This window comes from Mycobacterium sp. NGS56, from assembly GCF_059812425.1.
In genome coordinates this window covers 59,536-76,413 of the sequence record NZ_JCALCQ010000002.1, presented here as the reverse complement: position 1 = coordinate 76,413, position 16,878 = coordinate 59,536, and the positions used below count along the sequence as shown (strand labels likewise).

Sequence of the window (16,878 nt, the reverse complement as noted above, 5' to 3'; positions counted from 1 at the left end):
GATTTTCTCGATGGCGCGCAGCGACGACGACACCTGGGACCTCGCGACCAGCGTGGGAGCGACCGCCACGATGGTGGCCGCCGGACGAGCCCGGGCCACCCTCGACGGGCTGATCGACGATCGGTTCGCCCTGCCGCTGGTGCGCGCGGTCGGTGTCGACTTCATGACCCGGTGGGCCGCCGGCGAACTCGCCTCCGTCGATGTCGACGAACCGGACGCCGCGTGGGGCATGCAACGCATGACCGACATGCTGGCAGCCCGCACCCGCTACATCGACGCGTTCTTCGCCGAGGCGGGCGCCGCCGGCATCGATCAGGTGGTCATTCTGGCCTCCGGCCTGGACGCGCGCGCCTACCGGCTGCAATGGGCGCCGGGCACCACGGTGTTCGAGATCGACCAGCCGCGAGTCCTGGAGTTCAAGGCCGCCACCATCGCCGAACTCGACGCCCAGCCCGCCGCCGAGGTGCGCAACGTCCCGATCGACCTGCGCCACGACTGGCCGTCGGCGCTGCGACAAGCCGGCTTCGACACCGGGCGCTCCGCGGCCTGGGCCGCCGAGGGACTGATCGGCTTCCTGCCGCCGCAGGCCCAGGATCGGTTGCTGGACAACATCACCGCCCTGTCCGCCGACAGCAGTCAGCTGGTGGCCGAGGTGTTCGCCAACACGGGAGTCAGCGGGGACGCGCTGAACGCCGCGAGCGAGAAGTGGCGGCGCAACGGCCTCGACATTGCCCTGGGCGAGCTCGGCTTCCCCGGCGAGCGCAACGACGTGGCCACCTACCTGCAGCAGCGGGGCTGGCAGCCGGTCCGCACCCCGTTGAACCAGATGCTGGCCGACAACGGCCTGCCGCTGCAGTCGACCGACCCCGATGCGCCCTTCGCGCAGAACTACTACTGCACCGCGGTGTTGCACAGGGCAGGTTGAAAGGAAGGCGAACGCGATGCCAAACAGCAAGCCCGCCAAGCCACTTGACGGTTTCCGGGTGATCGATTTCACCCAGAACATCGCCGGGCCGATGGCCGGACAGGTGCTGGCCGATCTGGGCGCCGAGGTCATCAAGATCGAGGCGCCGGGTGGCGAGGCGGCCCGGCACATCACCGCGGTCCTGCCCGGGCGCCCACCGCTGGCCACCCTGTTCCTCCCACACAACCGGGGCAAGAAGTCGGTGATGGCCGACCTGCGCAGCGACGAGGCCAAACGGCAGATCCTTGCGCTGGTCGATACCGCCGACGTTGTGCTGGAAGGGTTTCGGCCCGGGGTGATGGAACGCATGGGTCTGGGTCCCGCCGAGCTGCAGTCGCGCAATCCCAAACTCATCTACGCGCGGCTTTCCGCGTACGGCGGCAACGGACCGGAGGGCAGCCGGCCGGGCGTCGACCTGATGGTCGCCGCGGAGTCCGGCATGACCACCGGGATGCCCACGCCCACCGGCAAACCCCAGATCATCCCGTTCCAACTCGTCGACGCCGCCAGCGGTCACGTGCTGGCCCAGGCGGTGCTGGCCGCGCTGCTCAACCGTGAACGCCACGGGGTCGCCGATGTCGTGCGGGTCGCGATGTATGACGTCGCGGTCAGCCTGCAGGCCAGCCAGCTGACCATCCACCTGAACAAGCCGAGCGACGCCCCCACCCCGGACCCGGCACCGAAGGCCAAGCGCCGCAAGGGCGTCGGGTTCGCCACCCAACCGTCGGACGCCTTCAAGGCCGCCGACGGCTACCTGGTGATCAGCGCGTACGTGCCCAAGCACTGGGAGAAGCTGTGCGAGGTCGTCGGCCGGCCGGACATGCGCCACGACGAGCGATTCGCCGACCAGCGCGCGCGGGCGCTCAACTATCCCGAACTGACCGAGGAACTCGAAAAGGCCCTGGCCGCCAAGACCGCGGACGAATGGGTCCGGCTGCTCCAGCAGGCCGGCCTGATGGCCTGCCACGCCCACACCTGGAAGCAGGTGGTCGGCACCGCGCTGTTCGCCGAGAACGAGCTCGCACTGCCCGTCGGCGAGGGCGCCGACGAGGTCACGGTAATCCGTACTCCGGCACGCTATTTGAGTTTCGATGCCGTGGCCGCCGCGCCCCCGCCCGCCCTCGGCCAGCACACCGAGGAGTATCTGGGCGCACCGCAGCCCGCGCCGTAGTCTCACGGCGTCAGCTTGACCACCCGGTTGTTGCCGCGGTCGGCGACATAGACGTTCTGGTCCTTGTCGACCGTCACCGCCAACGGCGTGTTGAGCCCGTTGAACGACAGGACGGTCCCGGTGGTCGCGCCCGGAGCGTACTTCACCACGTCGCTCTTGTCGTGCTCGGTGACGTAGACGGTGCCGCTGTTGTCCACGGCGATGCCCCACGGCACGGACAGGTCACGAAATGGCAACTCCGACTGAGTATTTGAATTGGCGTCCAGCTTCACGGCCCTGTTGTTGTCCGTATCGGCGACGTAGACGGTGCCCCCGGCGTCGACGGCCACGCCATCGGGATTCTTCAGCCCGGTGAACGGCAACTCGGTCTGGGCCGTGGAGCCCGCCGCCAGTTTCAGCACCCTGCTGTTGCCGCGGTCGGCGACATACACGGCGCCCTGGCTGTCGACCGCGACGCCCTCGGGGTAGCTCAGGCCGTTGAACGGCAGCACCTTCTGGTCGTTGGATCCCGCGGCCAAACTGACCACACGATTGTTGAAATCAGCGACATACACGGTGCCCGCGCCGTCGACGGCCAGACCCTGCGGCTGGTAGAGCCCGTGGAACGGCAGCACCGTCGTGGCATCCGAACCGGCCGAGAGCTTCACCACCCGGCCATACATGCCTTCGCTGGTGACATAGACGCCGCCGGCGCTGTCCAGCGCCACCCCGCCCGGGGAAAGGCGGAAGTCAATACCCTTGAACGGCAACACGCTTTGACCACTCGCCTGCTTCGACGGCGATTCGGTGGACAGGTAGCCCACGACCGCCACGACGAAAGCAACCAGCGCGACGAGCACGATGGCGCCGACGATGATCCACTGCTTGCGTTTGTCGTTCGGCGCGGCTGGCCTTCCGAAGTCCGGCGCGGGCCCGTATACGGGGCCGGATGTCGTTGGGGCGGGCCGGATCAGCGACGGGTTACGGCCGGAGTGCTCGGACCAACCGGTGCCGCCCGCCCTGGCCGCCGCCGGACCCACCATGGTCTCGGCGCCGGGCCACGCTGCGCCCGAGTGCGGCGCGGACTCCGGGCGTCGAGCCGACGCCTGTGCGCGCTGGGCCGCGTCTTCCCCCTCGCGCAGGATCGTGGTGGCCTTGCGCTGCTCGGACGTGTTCAGCGCGTGATGCGCGGCGGCGGCGAATTCGCCGGCGGTGCGATAGCGATCCTCGGGACGTTTGGCCATGCCCTTTGCGATCACCTGATCCAACGCGGGCGGAAACGCGCCGGGGCGCAATTGGCTGGGCGGCGCGGCCGTCTTCGTCAGATGCGCGGCGACCAGCCGTTCGATGGTGTCGGCCGGGTAGGGCGGCGAGCCGGTCAAACACTCGCTCAAAACACAGGCGAGCGAATAGATGTCGACGCTGTGGGTGACATCGTCGTCGGTGAATCGTTCCGGGGCCATGTAGTAATAGGTTCCGATCGCGGTCCCGACCTGGGTCAGGCCAGGATCGGTCGCGGCCCGCGCGATGCCGAAGTCGGCCAGGTAGGCGAAATCGTTGGGGGTGACCAGAATGTTCCCCGGTGTGACGTCGCGGTGCGCAACCCCGGCGGCGTGCGCCGCGTCGAGCGCGGCGGCGACCTGGCTGATGATGGCGATCGCGCGCGGCGCGGCCAATGGCCCGTCCCGGCGCAACAGCGTACCCAGGTCGACCCCGTCGACGAGGCGCATCTCCACGAAGAATCGCCCGTCGATCTCGCCGTAGTCGTGGATCGGTACCACGTGCGGTTCGGTCAGCCGTCCCGCGATGTCGGCCTCGCGCTGTAGCCGGGCGCGGAACTCCGCATTGCCGGAAAACTGCTGGGAGATCAGTTTCAGGGCCACCAAGCGGCGCTTGCGGGCGTCCTCGGCCTCGTAAACCTCACCCATGCCGCCCTGGCGCAGAAGTCGCACCAGCCGGTACGGGCCGAACCAGGATCCCTCCCGCGAGGCGGGCCCGCTATCGCTCACCCTCGAGCCTCCTTCGCATCGTCAGGAAATGGCATTGACCGCGCTCGACAGCTTCGACGTGAACGAGCTGGGCAGCGGGATGGAACCGTATTGGTCCAAACCGTCCTGGCCCGGACCGATCGCCGCCTGCATGAACGCCTTCACCGCCGCGCCCGTGGCCGCGTCCGGGTACTTCGAGCAGACGATTTCATAGGTCGCGAGCACGATCGGGTACGCGCCGGACTGCGTCGGCTTGTAGAACGACGAGGTGTCCAGCACCAGGTCGTTGCCCTGCCCGCTGAAGGTCGCGCCGGCGATCGTCTTCTCGACGGAGTCCTTGGTGATCGGCACCGCGGCCGGTCCTGCCGACGTGATGATCGATGCCATCGTCAGCTGCTTACCCACCGCGAAGGACCACTCGTTGTAGGTGATCGACCCCTCGGTGTTCTGCAGCAGCGCCGACGTGCCATTGTTCCCGCTGGCTCCCTGTCCGACGCCGCCGTTGAACGTCTCGCTGCCACCCTTGCCCCATGCGCCGTTGGACGCGCCGTCCAGATACTTCTGAAAATTCGCGGTGGTACCGGATTTGTCACTGCGGAAGATGACCGTGATGGGTGTCGACGGCAGGTTGATGCCGGAGTTGATGGCCTTCAGTGCCGGGTCGTCCCACTTGGTGATCGTGCCGTTGAAGATCTTCGCGACGGTGGGTCCGTCCAGTTTCAGCCCGCTCACCCCGGTGAGGTGGTAGGTGACCGCGATCGGCCCGAACACCGTGGGCAGATCCCACGCCGGTGAACCGCAGCGCTGCGCCGCCCGGTCGTTCTGACCGGTGGACGGGTCCAGAGGGATATCGGAACCCGCGAGATCGGTCTGATTGTTGAGGAACTGGGTCAGTCCGGCGCCGGATCCGTTGGCGTTGTAATCCAGCGTGTAACCCGGGCAGGCCCGAATGTAGGCGTAGACGAACTGCTCGATGGCGTTTTGCTGCGCGGTCGAGCCGCTGTCTTTCAGCACCTTCTTGCCACCGCAATCCACTTTCGCCGGCTTCTCGCCCGATCCCGACGACGAGTTGCTGTCGCCGCATCCCGCCGCCAGCGCGAGCGCGGCGACGGCCACCAGGCTGAGTGCGACGCCAGGTCGAGCGAACCTCACGAAACTCCTTCGGTCTTCAACAAAAGTTAACTATTCGCGAATATACAAACCCTTGACGAACAATAAGAGGTGAATTGCCGGTGACCGCGCGCCGCGCGCGAACACGTAACATCAGTTGTCGATGCGTCGCGAACAACAGTTCCAGGCCGCAACTGCGGCTGCCGCTGCCGATGACGGCGGCGTTAGCGTGCGCTCGGTCGACCTGACCCTGGGATTCGGCCCCAAAACAGTCCTCGAGCACGTCAGCCTCGACTTTCCCGCCCGATCCGTCACCACACTGCTGGGGCCGACCGGTTCGGGCAAGACCACCTTCCTGCGCACCCTGAACCGGATGAACGACAAGGTTTCGGGTTTCCGGCACAGTGGTGACGTCCTGTTGGGCGGGCGCACCATCTTCTCCGACCGCGACCTGATGGAGTTCCGCCGCAGCGTGGGCATGCTGTTTCAGCGTCCCAACCCGTTTCCGATGTCGATCGTGGACAACGTCGTGGCCGGCGTGCGTGCGCACAAGATCGCGCCGCGCAAGGAATTCAAAAGCGTCGCCGAGGCACGGCTCACCGAGGTCGGTCTCTGGGATGCGGTCAAGGATCGGCTCGGTGATTCCCCATTCCGGCTCTCCGGGGGACAGCAGCAGTTGCTGTGTTTGGCCCGTGCCCTAGCGGTTAACCCGGAGGTGCTATTGCTCGACGAGCCCACCTCCTCGCTGGACCCGACCACGACCGAAAAGATCGAGGGGCTCATTCGATCCCTCGCCGGCCGGCTGACGGTGATCATGGTGACCCACGATCTCGCGCAGGCCGCCCGCACCGGTGACCGGACCGCATTCTTCTTCGAGGGCAGGCTGGTCGAGGAGGGACCAACCAAACAGTTGTTCTTATCGCCGGAGCACGAGGAGACCATCCGCTACTTCGCGCCGTTCCGACCGGCCGGGGGCTCCTCGCATCAGGTGGGGATGACGGAAAGACATTAGCGCAGAGAAGGTTTCGCCGGAATAGGACACGACGGGGAACAGGAAGCGAGGACGTGAGGGGTCGTCTGGGCGCGCTGCTGGGCCTGGTGGCAATTGGGCCACCAGCTTTAGGCATCGCAGGTTGTGGCTCCAACTCCCTACGTGGTGCGCCAACTACCGGGCCGACCGCCGGCAGCGTCGCCACCACGCCGGCTGCATCCACGATTGAGCTCTCCGAGACCGGCAGCACGCTGCTCTACCCGCTGTTCAGCGAGTGGGGCGCCGCCTATCGTGCGAAGTATCCGAACGTCACCATCACCACCCAGAGCAGCGGCTCGGGCGCGGGAATCTCCCAGGTTGCGGCCCAGGCGGTCGTCATCGGCGCCTCCGATGCCTACCTGTCCGAGGGCGACACGGCCGCCCACCGGGGGCTGATGAACATCGCGCTGGCCATTTCGGCGCAACAGGTCAACTACAACCTGCCCGGCGTCCATCAGCATCTCAAGCTCAACGGCAGGGTGCTGGCCGCCATGTATCGGGGCACGATCAAAACGTGGAACGACCCACAGATCGCCGGCATCAACCCCGGCCTGCACCTCCCCGATACCCCGGTCGTTCCGCTGCACCGCTCCGACGGGTCCGGCAGCACGTTCCAGTTCACCCAGTACCTGTCCAAGCAGGATCCCGACGGCTGGGGCCGCTGGCCCGGCTTCGGCACCACCATCGCCTTCCCGGCGGTGCCCGACGCGCTGGGCGAGAACGGCGACGGTGCCATGGTGACCGGTTGCGCCGCGAACCCCGGCTGTGTGGCGTACACCAGCATTGGCTCGCTCGACGAGGCCGATGAGCACGGACTCAGTCAGGCCAAGCTGGACAACGCCTCCGGCAGATACCTGCTGCCCACCGCCAAGAACATCCAGGCCGCGGCGTCCGGCTTCGCCTCGAAAACCCCGCCGAATCAGGCGATCTCGCTGATCAACGGCCCCGCCGCGGACGGCTACCCGATCGTCAACTACGAGTACGCGATCGTCAACAGCAGCCAGAAGGACGCCGCCACCGCACAGACCCTGCAGGCCTTCCTGCACTGGGCGGTCACCGACGGCAACAACGCCTCGTTCCTGGACAAGATGCACTTCCAGCCGCTGCCGCCGGAGGTGGCGAAGCTATCGGACGCCCAGATCACCAAGATCAGCGGATGAGCACGGTAACGCAAGGCGCACAAGGGAAAAGGAGAAGGTTGTGAAAGTTCGTCTGACTAGATTGCTGGCAATGGGCGCGACCGCGCCATTGGTTTTCGCCCTCGGGGTGGGCATGGCCGCGTGTGGTTCGAACTCGCAGAGCGGTGCGCCGAATCAGGGTGGCGGCGGCCCGGTTGCGACGACGCCGGCATCCTCGCCGATCACGCTGTCGGAGACCGGTAGCACGCTGCTGTACCCGCTGTTCAACCTGTGGGCCCCGGCCTATCACGGCAAGTACTCGAACGTGACGCTCACGCCCCAGGGCACGGGTTCGGGTACCGGGATCTCCCAGGCGGCGGCGGGGGCGGTCAGCATCGGCGCCTCCGACGCCTACCTGTCCGAGGGCGACATGGCCGCACACAAAGGACTGATGAACATCGCGCTGGCCATTTCCGCGCAGCAGGTCAACTACAACCTGCCGGGGGTCACCGAACACATCAAATTGAACGGCAAGGTGCTGGCCGGCATGTACAACGGCACCGTGAAAACCTGGAACGATCCGCAGATCACCGGGCTCAACCCCGGCGTGAATCTGCCGGCCACGCCGGTGGTTCCGTTGCACCGCTCCGACGGTTCCGGTGACACCTTCCTGTTCACCCAGTACCTGTCCAAGCAGGATCCCGACGGCTGGGGCCGCTCGCCCGGCTTCGGCACCACTGTCGCCTTCCCGACGGTGCCCGGCGCACTCGGCGAGAACGGCAACGGCGGGATGGTGACCGGCTGCGCGGACACCCCGGGCTGCGTGGCCTACATCGGCATCAGCTTCCTCGACCAGGCCCAGCAGAAGGGGCTCGGCGAGGCGCAACTGGCCAACGCCTCGGACAAGTACCTGCTGCCCGAAGCCAAGAGCATCCAGGCCGCGGCGTCCGGCTTCGCCTCGAAAACCCCGCCGAATCAGGCGATCTCGCTGATCAACGGCCCCGCCGCGGACGGCTACCCGATCGTCAACTACGAGTACGCGATCGTCAACAGCAGCCAGAAGGACGCCGCCACCGCGCAGACCCTGCAGGCCTTCCTGCACTGGGCGGTCACCGACGGCAACAACGCCTCGTTTTTGGACAAGGTGCACTTCCAGCCGCTGCCGCCGGAGGTGGCGAAGCTGTCGGACGCCCAGATCGCCAAGATCAGCGGCCAGTAGGAGTTCGGTGACCGATTTCACGATGGGCAGCGCGCTGGCCCGGGTTCGCGGCGTGCGCCGACCGGGCCTCGCCATCCGTTCGTTGGGCGCGGTGGGTGCGGCGATTCCGCTGCTCGCGCTCGTGTTCGTGCTCGCGACCCTGCTCCTCGAGGCGCTGCCGGCGATCAAGGTCAACGGGTTGCACTTCTTCACCGCCACCGACTGGAATCCGGGCAACACGTATGGCGACGCCGTCGTCACCCGCGGCGTCCGGCATCCGGTCGGCGCCCACTACGGGGCATTGCCGATGATCGTCGGGACGCTGGCGACGTCGGCGATCGCGTTGATCATCGCGGTGCCGGTGTCGATCGGCGCGGCGTTGGTGATCGTCGAACGGCTGCCCAGACGGATCGCGTCGGCCATCGGAATGCTGCTCGAATTGCTCGCCGGCATTCCCAGCGTCATCGTCGGCTTATGGGGCGCAATGACCTTCGGGCCGTTCATCGCCCACGATGTGGCTCCGGTGATCGCCCGCAACGCTCCGGACGTGCCGGTGCTCGACTACTTTCGCGGCAACACCGGTAACGGCGAGGGCTTGCTGGTGTCCGGCCTGGTGTTGGCGGTGATGGTCATTCCCATCATCGCGAGCACCACCCGCGACCTGATCCGGCAGGTGCCGGTGCTGCCCCGCGAGGGTGCGGTCGCGCTGGGGATGACCGACTGGGAATGCGCGCGACGGGTCACCCTGCCGTGGGTGTCGAGCGGTATCGTCGGCGCCATTGTGCTCGGGCTCGGACGCGCGCTGGGCGAGACGATGGCCGTCGCCATGGTGTCGGGTGCGGTGTTGGGTGCGATGCCGGCAAACATCTACTCGACGATGACCACCATCGCTGCCACCGTTGTGTCACAGTTGGATTCGGCGATGACCGACTTCACCGACTTCGCGGTGAAGACCCTCGCGGAACTCTCGCTGGTGCTGATGCTGATCACGTTGCTGACCAACGTGGCGGCCCGCGCGATGGTGCGCCGGGTATCGGGTACCGCACTGCCCGTGGGACGAGGTGTCTGAGGTGAACACAACCCGGCGCAAGATTGTCAACGCGGTGTTCTGGGCTGCGTGCGTGTGCTGTCTGGCGGTGGTGGTGGTGCCGACACTGTGGATGCTGTTCGAAGTCGTCGGCCGCGCTGCGCCGGTGTTCAAATGGACTGTGCTGGTGCAAGACACGCGTGGCAACGGTGGTGGTTTGCGTAACGCCATCATCGGCACCCTGGTCGTCGGCTTCGGGGTCATGCTGATCGGGGGCTCGGTCAGCGTGTTGACCGGCATCTATCTGTCCGAATTCGCCAGTGGCAGAACACGTTCCGTTCTTCGCGGCGCTTACGAGGTACTCTCGGGCATCCCGTCCATCGTGCTCGGTTACGTCGGCTATCTGGCGCTGGTGGTGACATTTCACTGGGGGTTTTCTCTGGCGGCCGGGGTGCTGACGCTCTCGGCGATGAGCATTCCATACATCGCGAAGGCCACCGAGTCCGCGCTCTCCCAGGTGCCTACGTCCTACCGGGAGGGAGCGGAGGCGCTCGGGCTGCCGCTGGGGTGGACCTTGCGCAAAATCGTGCTCAAATCGGCGATCCCCGGAATCGTCACCGGCCTGCTGGTGGCGCTGGCGCTGGCGGTCGGCGAGACGGCGCCGATGTTGTACACGGCCGGCTGGTCGAATTCCCCACCGACCGGGCAGCTCACCGACTCACCGGTCGGCTACCTGACGTACCCGATCTGGACGTTCTACAACCTGCCCTCCAAGGCCGCTCGCGAGCTGTCCTATGACGCGGCATTTTTGCTGATCGTTTTCGTCTTGCTGCTGATCATCTTCGGTCGGCTGATCACCTGGTTCGCCCGGCGGCACTCGGCGGAATCGGTCTAGCGCACTTAGGATCCGTTGCCAGGCAGCCGCACCACCTGAACGAAGAACTCGTCGATCTGCCGGACGGCCTTCATGAATTGGTCCAGGTCAACGGGTTTGGTGACGTAGGCGTTCGCGTGCAGCTTGTAGCTCTTGAGAATGTCTTCCTCTGCCGAGGAGGTGGTGAGCACCACGACCGGGATGCGCGACAGGTCGGGGTCGGACTTGACCTTCTCCAGTAGCTGGCGACCGTCGTATTTGGGCAGATTCAAGTCGAGCAGGATGAGGTCGGGTCGCGGCGCGTCGGCGAACTCACCGCGCCGGTAGAGGTAATTGAGGCCCTCCTCCCCGTCATGGGCGACATGGAGCCTGTTCTTGAGCTTGTTGTGCTCGAACGCTTCTCGGGTGATGAGCTCGTCGCCCGGGTCGTCCTCGACGAGCAGGATGTCGATCACTCTGCCTTCTGGTGTCGTCATTGATGCGCTCCTTCCAAAGCAGCCGAGTCTGCGTCGTCGACGGGTTCGAGCATGGGCAGGGTCAATTCGAATCGGGTCCCCTCGGTGTAGGACGTGTCGATCCGGACGGTGCCGCCGTGGTGCTCGATGATCTTCTTGACCAGTGCCAGGCCTACTCCCGTCCCGGCGTACACATCCCGGCCGTGCAGCCGCTGGAAGATCACGAAAACCTTGTCGGAGAATTCCTCCGGGATGCCGATTCCGTTGTCCGCCACGCTCAGCAGCCATTCCCGGTCGTGGGTGCCGGTGCCGGGTGCGCATTCGATGACGACGCGCGGCCGACGGTCCTTGTGCCGGAACTTGATCGCGTTGCCGATCAGGTTCTGCCACAGCATCGTCAGCAGCATCGGATCCCCGACGATCTGCGGCAGCGGCTGCGCCGGGCGCACGATCTGCGCATCGGTCTCCTCGATCGAGGCGGCCAGATTCGCCAGGCCGGCATCGAGCGTCTCGTCGAGCCGCACCTCGGTCTCCGTGGTGCCCAACCGGCCGACTCGGGAGAAGGTGAGCAGGTCGTTGATCAGCGCCTGCATTCGCTTGGCGCCGTCGACCGCGAACCCGATGTATTCGACGCCCCGCTCGTCGAGCTTGTCGCCGTAGCGCTTTTCCAGCAGCTGGCAAAAGGACGCAACCTTGCGCAGCGGCTCCTGCAGATCATGGGAGGCGACGTAGGCGAACTGCTCGAGTTCGGTGTTGGATCGCCGTAATTCTGCGGCCTGTTCGTCCAGTTGCGCCTGCGCCGACTGCGACACCTCGAGCTCCTCGACGATGCGCTTGCGCATGTTCTCCACGTCGATCGCCATGTTACGAATGTCTTTGGGCCGCCGCGGAGGTGAGATCGTCTCCTCGAAGTTGCCCTCGGTGATGCTTCGGCAGGACGCGGCCAGCGCCGCGATGGGCCGGGTGATCGCGGCGCGGCTGAGCAACCCCAGCACCACGGCCGCCCCAATCACGATCAGCACCGTGGTACCCAGCACCCAATCGCGCCAGCTGTTGATCTCGTTGAGCTCGTCGGTGGCAGCGGCAGAGGCCGCCGACAGGTGGGCGTTCTGCGTATCGAAAAGCTCACGCAGATGGTCGAATTTGACCTTGCCCGTGTCGGCGGTGCGGGCGCTGACGTAGGCGGGCGTCCTGGGAGCCACCTCGGCGATCAGCGGCTCGGCATAATTTGTCCGCCAATCGGCGGCGGCGGCTTGCACCGCGTCCAGATCGGCCATCAGTTCCGCGCGCCCGCCCACCAGACGCCGAATCTCGTCGGCCGCAGCCCGTTCGGCGCGCTGCCCGTCGTAATACGGCGCGAGGAACTGCCGGTCGGCGGCGATCAGGTAGCCGCGCATGCCCGTCTCCTGGTCACGCAGGGCCGCCTGCAAGTGCGTCGCGGCGACGCGTGCCGGCTGGATGTTGTGCGCCACCTGGCGCGACACCTCGTCGGTGCGATGCAGCAACACGGCGCCCACCAACGCCCCGACGAGCACGATCACGCCCATTACCCACAGCACCAACGCCAGCCATCCCCGCACGGTGAGCTCCGTGAGCCGAAGCGGACGCGATCGGATCACGTGGTAGTCCTCTCGACGCGCAGGACGGCGATGTCATCGGTCAGGCCGCCGCGTGGCTGTGCGAGCGCCTGGGCGTCGTTGATGAGCGCGTCGACGAACGCGGGGCCGGGCCGATTCGCGTGCGCGCGAGCCAGGGCAAGCAAGCCTTCCTCGCCGAGGCGCCGGGTGCCGTCTCCCGAATAGCCCTCGAAGAGGCCGTCGGTCAACAAGAGCAGGGCGTGCCCGGCGGGCAGGTCCAGCTCCTCGGACGGCCAGTCGCCGGCGCGCAGGCCCAGTGCCGGGCCACCCGACGGCTCATGCCACTGGACGTTTCCCGCGGCCTGCACCAACATCCCCGGATGGCCGGCGCGGACCACACTGACCCGAGGGCTGTCGGGCGAGATCTCGAGGCTGAGCACGGTCGCGAAAATGCCGGAGTCGGTTCGTTCCGAATACAAGACCCGCTCGAGCTGGCGCAGCCGGTCGACGCCGTGCACGCCGGCGAAGGTGAGCGCGCGAAACGCGATCCGTAACGCCGCGCCCAGCGCGGCCTCGTGCGGACCGTGCCCGGCCACGTCGCCGATCAGCACGTGCACGATTCGGTCGGCGGTCTGGACGACGTCGTAGAAGTCTCCGCACAGCAATGCGTCTTCGCGGCTCGGCCGGTACCTGGCGACGATGTCGACGCCCGGGTTGTCCAGCAGCAGCGGCGAGGGCAGCAGGCCGCGTTCCAGCAGCGCGTTCTCCCGGGCCCGCAGTTGCGTCGCCTGCAGATCGGCGGCGATGAGTTCGGCGCGCTTGCGCTCGATGGCGTACAGCAGCGCTCGGCGCAGCATTTCCGGCTCGACCCGACCCTTGACCAAATAGTCCTGGGCGCCCGCGGCCACCGCCGAAGCCCCGAAGTTCTCGTCGTTGAGTCCGGTCAGCACCACGATCGGCACGGTGGCGTCTAGCTTGGCGATGCGGTTGAGCGCGTCGATCCCGCTGGCGTCGGGCAGGTGCAGATCCAGCAGCACGCAGTCGGGGCGGGCGGATTTCAGCTCGCGTTCGGCGTGTGCCATCGACTTGGCCCACACCACCCGGATGTCGGTGACCGCGTCGGTGATCAGGTCTTCCACCAGCACCGCGTCGGCGCGGTCGTCCTCGACCAACAGCAACGACAACGACTGCCAGCTCGCCGTGGGGGTGGCCGGAGCGCGTGTCGGTATCAATATCCGGCCATCTGTGGACGGGCACCGGAAGTCACGTTCTGCACTGCAGACCCCTTCGCCGCGATAAGCCCTTTGCTGTGTGACAGTGGTCGGACGTAAATCGGTGGCTGTTTACCGATCGTCGGTGTGGACTTCACGCACCGAGTGCAGATCCTAAGCGGTACGGCCGGACCCTTCGCAAGAGCATCGCCGGAAAACTATCAGCGCAGCAACGCCCGCGACATCACCACGCGCTGAATCTGATTGGTGCCCTCGTAGATCTGAGTGATCTTGGCGTCACGCATCATCCGCTCGACCGGGAAGTCAGTGGTGTAGCCGGCGCCGCCGAACAGTTGCACGGCCGCCTCCGTCACGTCCATGGCGGTGTCGGAGGCGAAGCACTTTGCGGCCGCGGAGATGAATCCGAGATTCGGCTCGCCGCGTTCGGCGCGGGCGGCGGCGGTGTAGACCATCAGCCGGGCCGCCTCGACCTTCATCGCCATGTCGGCCAGCTCGAACTGCACACCCTGAAAGTCCGAGATCGACCGGCCGAACTGCTTGCGCTCCTTCGTGTATGCGACGGCGGCGTCCACCGCGCCCTGCGCGAGGCCCACCGCCTGCGCGCCCACGGTGGGGCGGGTGTGGTCGAGGGTCTGCAGTGCGGTCTTGAACCCGGTGCCGGGTTCGCCGATGATCCGGTCGCCCGGGATGCGGCAGTTCTCGAAGTACAACTCGGTGGTCGGTGAGCCCTTGATGCCCATCTTCTTTTCCTTCGGGCCGAAGGAAAAGCCCTCATCGTCTTTGTGCACCATGAACGCCGAGATGCCGTTGGGGCCTTTGTCCGGATCGGTCACCGCCATCACGGTGTACCAGGTCGACTTGCCCCCGTTGGTGATCCAGCACTTGGTGCCGTTCAGAATCCAGTCGTCCCCGTCGGCCTTGGCCCTGGTCCGCATCGACGCCGCGTCGCTGCCGGCTTCGCGCTCGCTCAATGCGTAAGACGCCATCGCCCCCTCGGTGGCCAGCGACGGCAGCACCTGCTTCTTCAACTCCTCCGAGCCCTGCAGGATCAGGCCCATGGTGCCCAGCTTGTTGACGGCGGGAATCAGCGAGGCGGATCCGTCGACGCGCGCCACTTCCTCGATCACGATGCATGCGGCGACCGAGTCCGCGCCCTGACCGCCGTATTCCTCGGGAATGTGAACCGCATTGAAGCCGGATGCGTTCAGCGCGTCCAGGGCCTCCTGCGGAAATCGGGAATTCTCGTCCACGTCGGCGGCGTGCGGAGCGATCTCTTTTTCCGCCAGCGCCCTGATCGCCGCCCGCAATTCCTGGTGCTCGTCGGGTAGTTGGAACAAATCGAACGCGGGATCTCCGGCCCACTGAGCCATGTTGGCCTCCTTGCTACTCGCCGGTAACTTTACCTTGGCGCTCCTGCAGCGCTTCATCCTTGGCCCGCACGCTCTCGGCCAGCCGGCCTTGAAACTCAACGATCCGCGCCCGCAGCGCAGGGTCTGAGGACCCGAGGATGCGCACGGCGAGCAGGCCGGCGTTGCGGGCGCCCCCGATGGAGACCGTGGCCACCGGGACTCCGGCGGGCATCTGCACGATCGACAGCAACGAGTCCAGGCCGTCGAGGCGCGCCAGCGGCACCGGCACGCCGATGACCGGCAGCGGCGTCGCGGACGCGACCATGCCGGGCAGGTGCGCGGCTCCGCCGGCCCCGGCGATGATCACTTCGATGCCACGGCCGGCCGCCTCGCGCGCGTACTCGAACATCACCTGCGGCGTGCGGTGCGCGGAGACGACCCGGACCTCGGCAGGCACGTCGAACTCGGCGAGCGCGGCAGCGGCGTCGGCCATCACCGACCAGTCGCTGTCGCTGCCCATGATCACCCCGACCCGAGGCGCATGCTCCGTCATTTCCGCCGCTTCTCCTCATCGCTTCGCTCTGCGTCGTCGGCGCCATGTGGATCCCACCCGTCCATCCACTGCCCGTGTGACAACCAGTGTGCCGCCAGATCGGCGCGTTCCCGCAGCTTCCCTACGCTTTTCTGGTCCGTCGGCCCGGAGCCGACGAAGTTGATGTGGCCGACCTTGCGGCCGGGACGTTCCCGTTTGCCGTAGAGGTGGACGCGGGCGTCGGGCATCCGGGCGAACAGGTGATGCAGCCGCTCGTCGACGCTCATCTGGGGGACTTCGGGTGCGCCCAGCACGTTGGCCATCACGGTCATCGGTGCGATGGCGTCGGTGTCGCCGAGCGGGTAGTCCAGCACCGCGCGCAGGTGCTGCTCGAACTGACTGGTGCGCGACCCGTCCATGGTCCAGTGCCCGGAGTTGTGCGGCCGCATCGCCAGTTCGTTGACCAGCAGTTCACCGTCGACCGTCTCGAAGAGCTCCACGGCGAGCACTCCGACCACGCCGAGCTCGGCCGCCAGCCGCAACGCCAGCTGTTGCGCCGTGGCGGCCCGTTCGGCGGGCAGCCCCGGCGCGGGTGCGATCACCTGCACGCAGATCCCGTCTCGCTGCACCGTCTCGACGACCGGCCACGCGGCGCCCTGGCCGAACGGTGACCGCGCCACCAGGGCCGACAGTTCGCGACGCAGGTCCACCTGCTCCTCGGCCATCAGCGGCACGCGATCGGCCAGGAAGGCCGCCGCGATCTCACGGGCGTGCGACGGGTCGCGTGCCATCCGTACCCCCCGCCCGTCGTAACCGCCGCGGACCGCTTTCACGACCACGGGGCCGCCGATGCGGCGCGCGAAGGCATCGAGTTCGTCGACGCTTCGGATCTCGGCATAGCGGGGCACCCGGACGCCGAGGGCCTCGAGCCGGCGGCGCATGACGAGCTTGTCCTGAGCGTGCATCAGGGCCTGTGGCGGCGGCGCCACGTTGACACCCTCGGCGACGAGCTTTTCCAGCAGTTCGTTCGGGACGTGTTCGTGGTCGAAGGTCAGCACGTCGGCACCTGCGGCGACCCCGCGGAGGTCGTCGAGTTCGGTGTGTGAACCGATGACGACGTCGGGCGCGACCAGCGCGGCCGGCTCGTCGGCGGCGGTGGCCAGCACCCTCAGCGTCTGCCCCAAGGCGATCGCCGCCTGGTGGGTCATCCGGGCGAGCTGACCGCCACCGACCATTGCGACCACGGGGACGACGCGCGGGACGGCTCGCACAGC

The 16,878-nt window shown here is 67.0% G+C and carries 15 protein-coding genes; 7 read left to right on the top strand and 8 right to left on the bottom strand.

Features of this window, described 5'->3' with window-relative positions; translation table 11 throughout:
- Nucleotides 1-10: 10 nt before the first annotated feature.
- Together AC5Y4F_RS07610 and AC5Y4F_RS07605 are read left to right on the top strand one after the other, a co-directional pair.
- Nucleotides 11-925: a class I SAM-dependent methyltransferase gene (locus AC5Y4F_RS07610; RefSeq protein WP_067938326.1), complete on the top strand. Its 915-nt coding sequence runs from the start codon at nt 11-13 to the stop codon at nt 923-925.
- Nucleotides 926-941: 16 nt separating this feature from the next.
- Nucleotides 942-2,135, top strand: a complete 1,194-nt coding sequence (locus AC5Y4F_RS07605; protein WP_067938327.1) for a CoA transferase — start codon at nt 942-944, stop codon at nt 2,133-2,135.
- A gap of 2 nt (nt 2,136-2,137) precedes the next feature.
- Here the strand turns inward: AC5Y4F_RS07605 and AC5Y4F_RS07600 are convergent, their stop codons facing one another.
- Nucleotides 2,138-4,123: a serine/threonine-protein kinase PknD gene (locus AC5Y4F_RS07600; RefSeq protein WP_499995876.1), complete on the bottom strand. Its 1,986-nt coding sequence runs from the start codon at nt 4,121-4,123 to the stop codon at nt 2,138-2,140.
- Nucleotides 4,124-4,144: 21 nt separating this feature from the next.
- Entirely contained in the window at nt 4,145-5,254 is a 1,110-nt protein-coding gene (gene pstS / locus AC5Y4F_RS07595) for a phosphate ABC transporter substrate-binding protein PstS (protein ID WP_499995874.1), read from the bottom strand.
- A gap of 187 nt (nt 5,255-5,441) precedes the next feature.
- Here pstS (AC5Y4F_RS07595) and AC5Y4F_RS07590 point away from each other — a divergent pair, with 187 nt between their 5' ends.
- Genes AC5Y4F_RS07590 through pstA form a run of 5 tightly spaced genes read left to right on the top strand, consistent with a single transcriptional unit; the run spans nt 5,442 to nt 10,480 of the window.
- Nucleotides 5,442-6,224: an ATP-binding cassette domain-containing protein gene (locus AC5Y4F_RS07590; RefSeq protein ID WP_067938422.1), complete on the top strand. Its 783-nt coding sequence runs from the start codon at nt 5,442-5,444 to the stop codon at nt 6,222-6,224.
- Between the two features lie 53 nt (nt 6,225-6,277).
- On the top strand, nt 6,278-7,402 hold the full coding sequence (pstS, locus tag AC5Y4F_RS07585) for a phosphate ABC transporter substrate-binding protein PstS (protein ID WP_067938332.1): 1,125 nt from the start codon (nt 6,278-6,280) through the stop codon (nt 7,400-7,402).
- 40 nt (nt 7,403-7,442) lie between these two features.
- A complete protein-coding gene (pstS, locus tag AC5Y4F_RS07580; RefSeq protein WP_499995872.1) occupies nt 7,443-8,579 on the top strand; it encodes a phosphate ABC transporter substrate-binding protein PstS in 1,137 nt (378 codons plus the stop codon).
- 22 nt (nt 8,580-8,601) lie between these two features.
- Nucleotides 8,602-9,627: a phosphate ABC transporter permease subunit PstC gene (gene pstC / locus AC5Y4F_RS07575; RefSeq protein ID WP_067938426.1), complete on the top strand. Its 1,026-nt coding sequence runs from the start codon at nt 8,602-8,604 to the stop codon at nt 9,625-9,627.
- 1 nt (nt 9,628) lies between these two features.
- Nucleotides 9,629-10,480 (top strand): phosphate ABC transporter permease PstA, encoded by an 852-nt coding sequence (pstA, locus tag AC5Y4F_RS07570; protein ID WP_067938336.1) that lies wholly within the window; start codon nt 9,629-9,631, stop codon nt 10,478-10,480.
- Nucleotides 10,481-10,485: 5 nt separating this feature from the next.
- On the opposite strand, the gene AC5Y4F_RS07565 is transcribed toward pstA, so the two are convergent.
- From AC5Y4F_RS07565 to AC5Y4F_RS07540, 6 genes are all read right to left on the bottom strand, one after another.
- Nucleotides 10,486-10,935, bottom strand: coding sequence for a response regulator (locus tag AC5Y4F_RS07565; RefSeq protein ID WP_499995871.1), 450 nt, complete (start codon nt 10,933-10,935; stop codon nt 10,486-10,488).
- A complete protein-coding gene (locus AC5Y4F_RS07560; RefSeq protein ID WP_067938340.1) occupies nt 10,932-12,533 on the bottom strand; it encodes a sensor histidine kinase in 1,602 nt (533 codons plus the stop codon). Before AC5Y4F_RS07560 ends, AC5Y4F_RS07565 begins: the two co-directional genes overlap by 4 nt.
- The gene (locus tag AC5Y4F_RS07555; protein WP_156750169.1) at nt 12,530-13,675 is read right to left on the bottom strand and encodes a PP2C family protein-serine/threonine phosphatase; all 1,146 of its coding nucleotides are present in this window, start codon (nt 13,673-13,675) and stop codon (nt 12,530-12,532) included. The genes AC5Y4F_RS07560 and AC5Y4F_RS07555 overlap by 4 nt, the downstream gene beginning before the upstream one ends.
- Before the next feature lie 248 nt (nt 13,676-13,923).
- Complete coding sequence (locus AC5Y4F_RS07550) at nt 13,924-15,093, bottom strand: acyl-CoA dehydrogenase (RefSeq protein WP_067938344.1); 1,170 nt, start codon at nt 15,091-15,093, stop codon at nt 13,924-13,926.
- Nucleotides 15,094-15,106: 13 nt separating this feature from the next.
- Nucleotides 15,107-15,625, bottom strand: a complete 519-nt coding sequence (gene purE, locus AC5Y4F_RS07545) for a 5-(carboxyamino)imidazole ribonucleotide mutase (protein ID WP_067938346.1) — start codon at nt 15,623-15,625, stop codon at nt 15,107-15,109.
- A complete protein-coding gene (locus tag AC5Y4F_RS07540) occupies nt 15,622-16,848 on the bottom strand; it encodes a 5-(carboxyamino)imidazole ribonucleotide synthase (RefSeq protein WP_369829734.1) in 1,227 nt (408 codons plus the stop codon). Before AC5Y4F_RS07540 ends, purE begins: the two co-directional genes overlap by 4 nt.
- Nucleotides 16,849-16,878 lie beyond the last annotated feature (30 nt).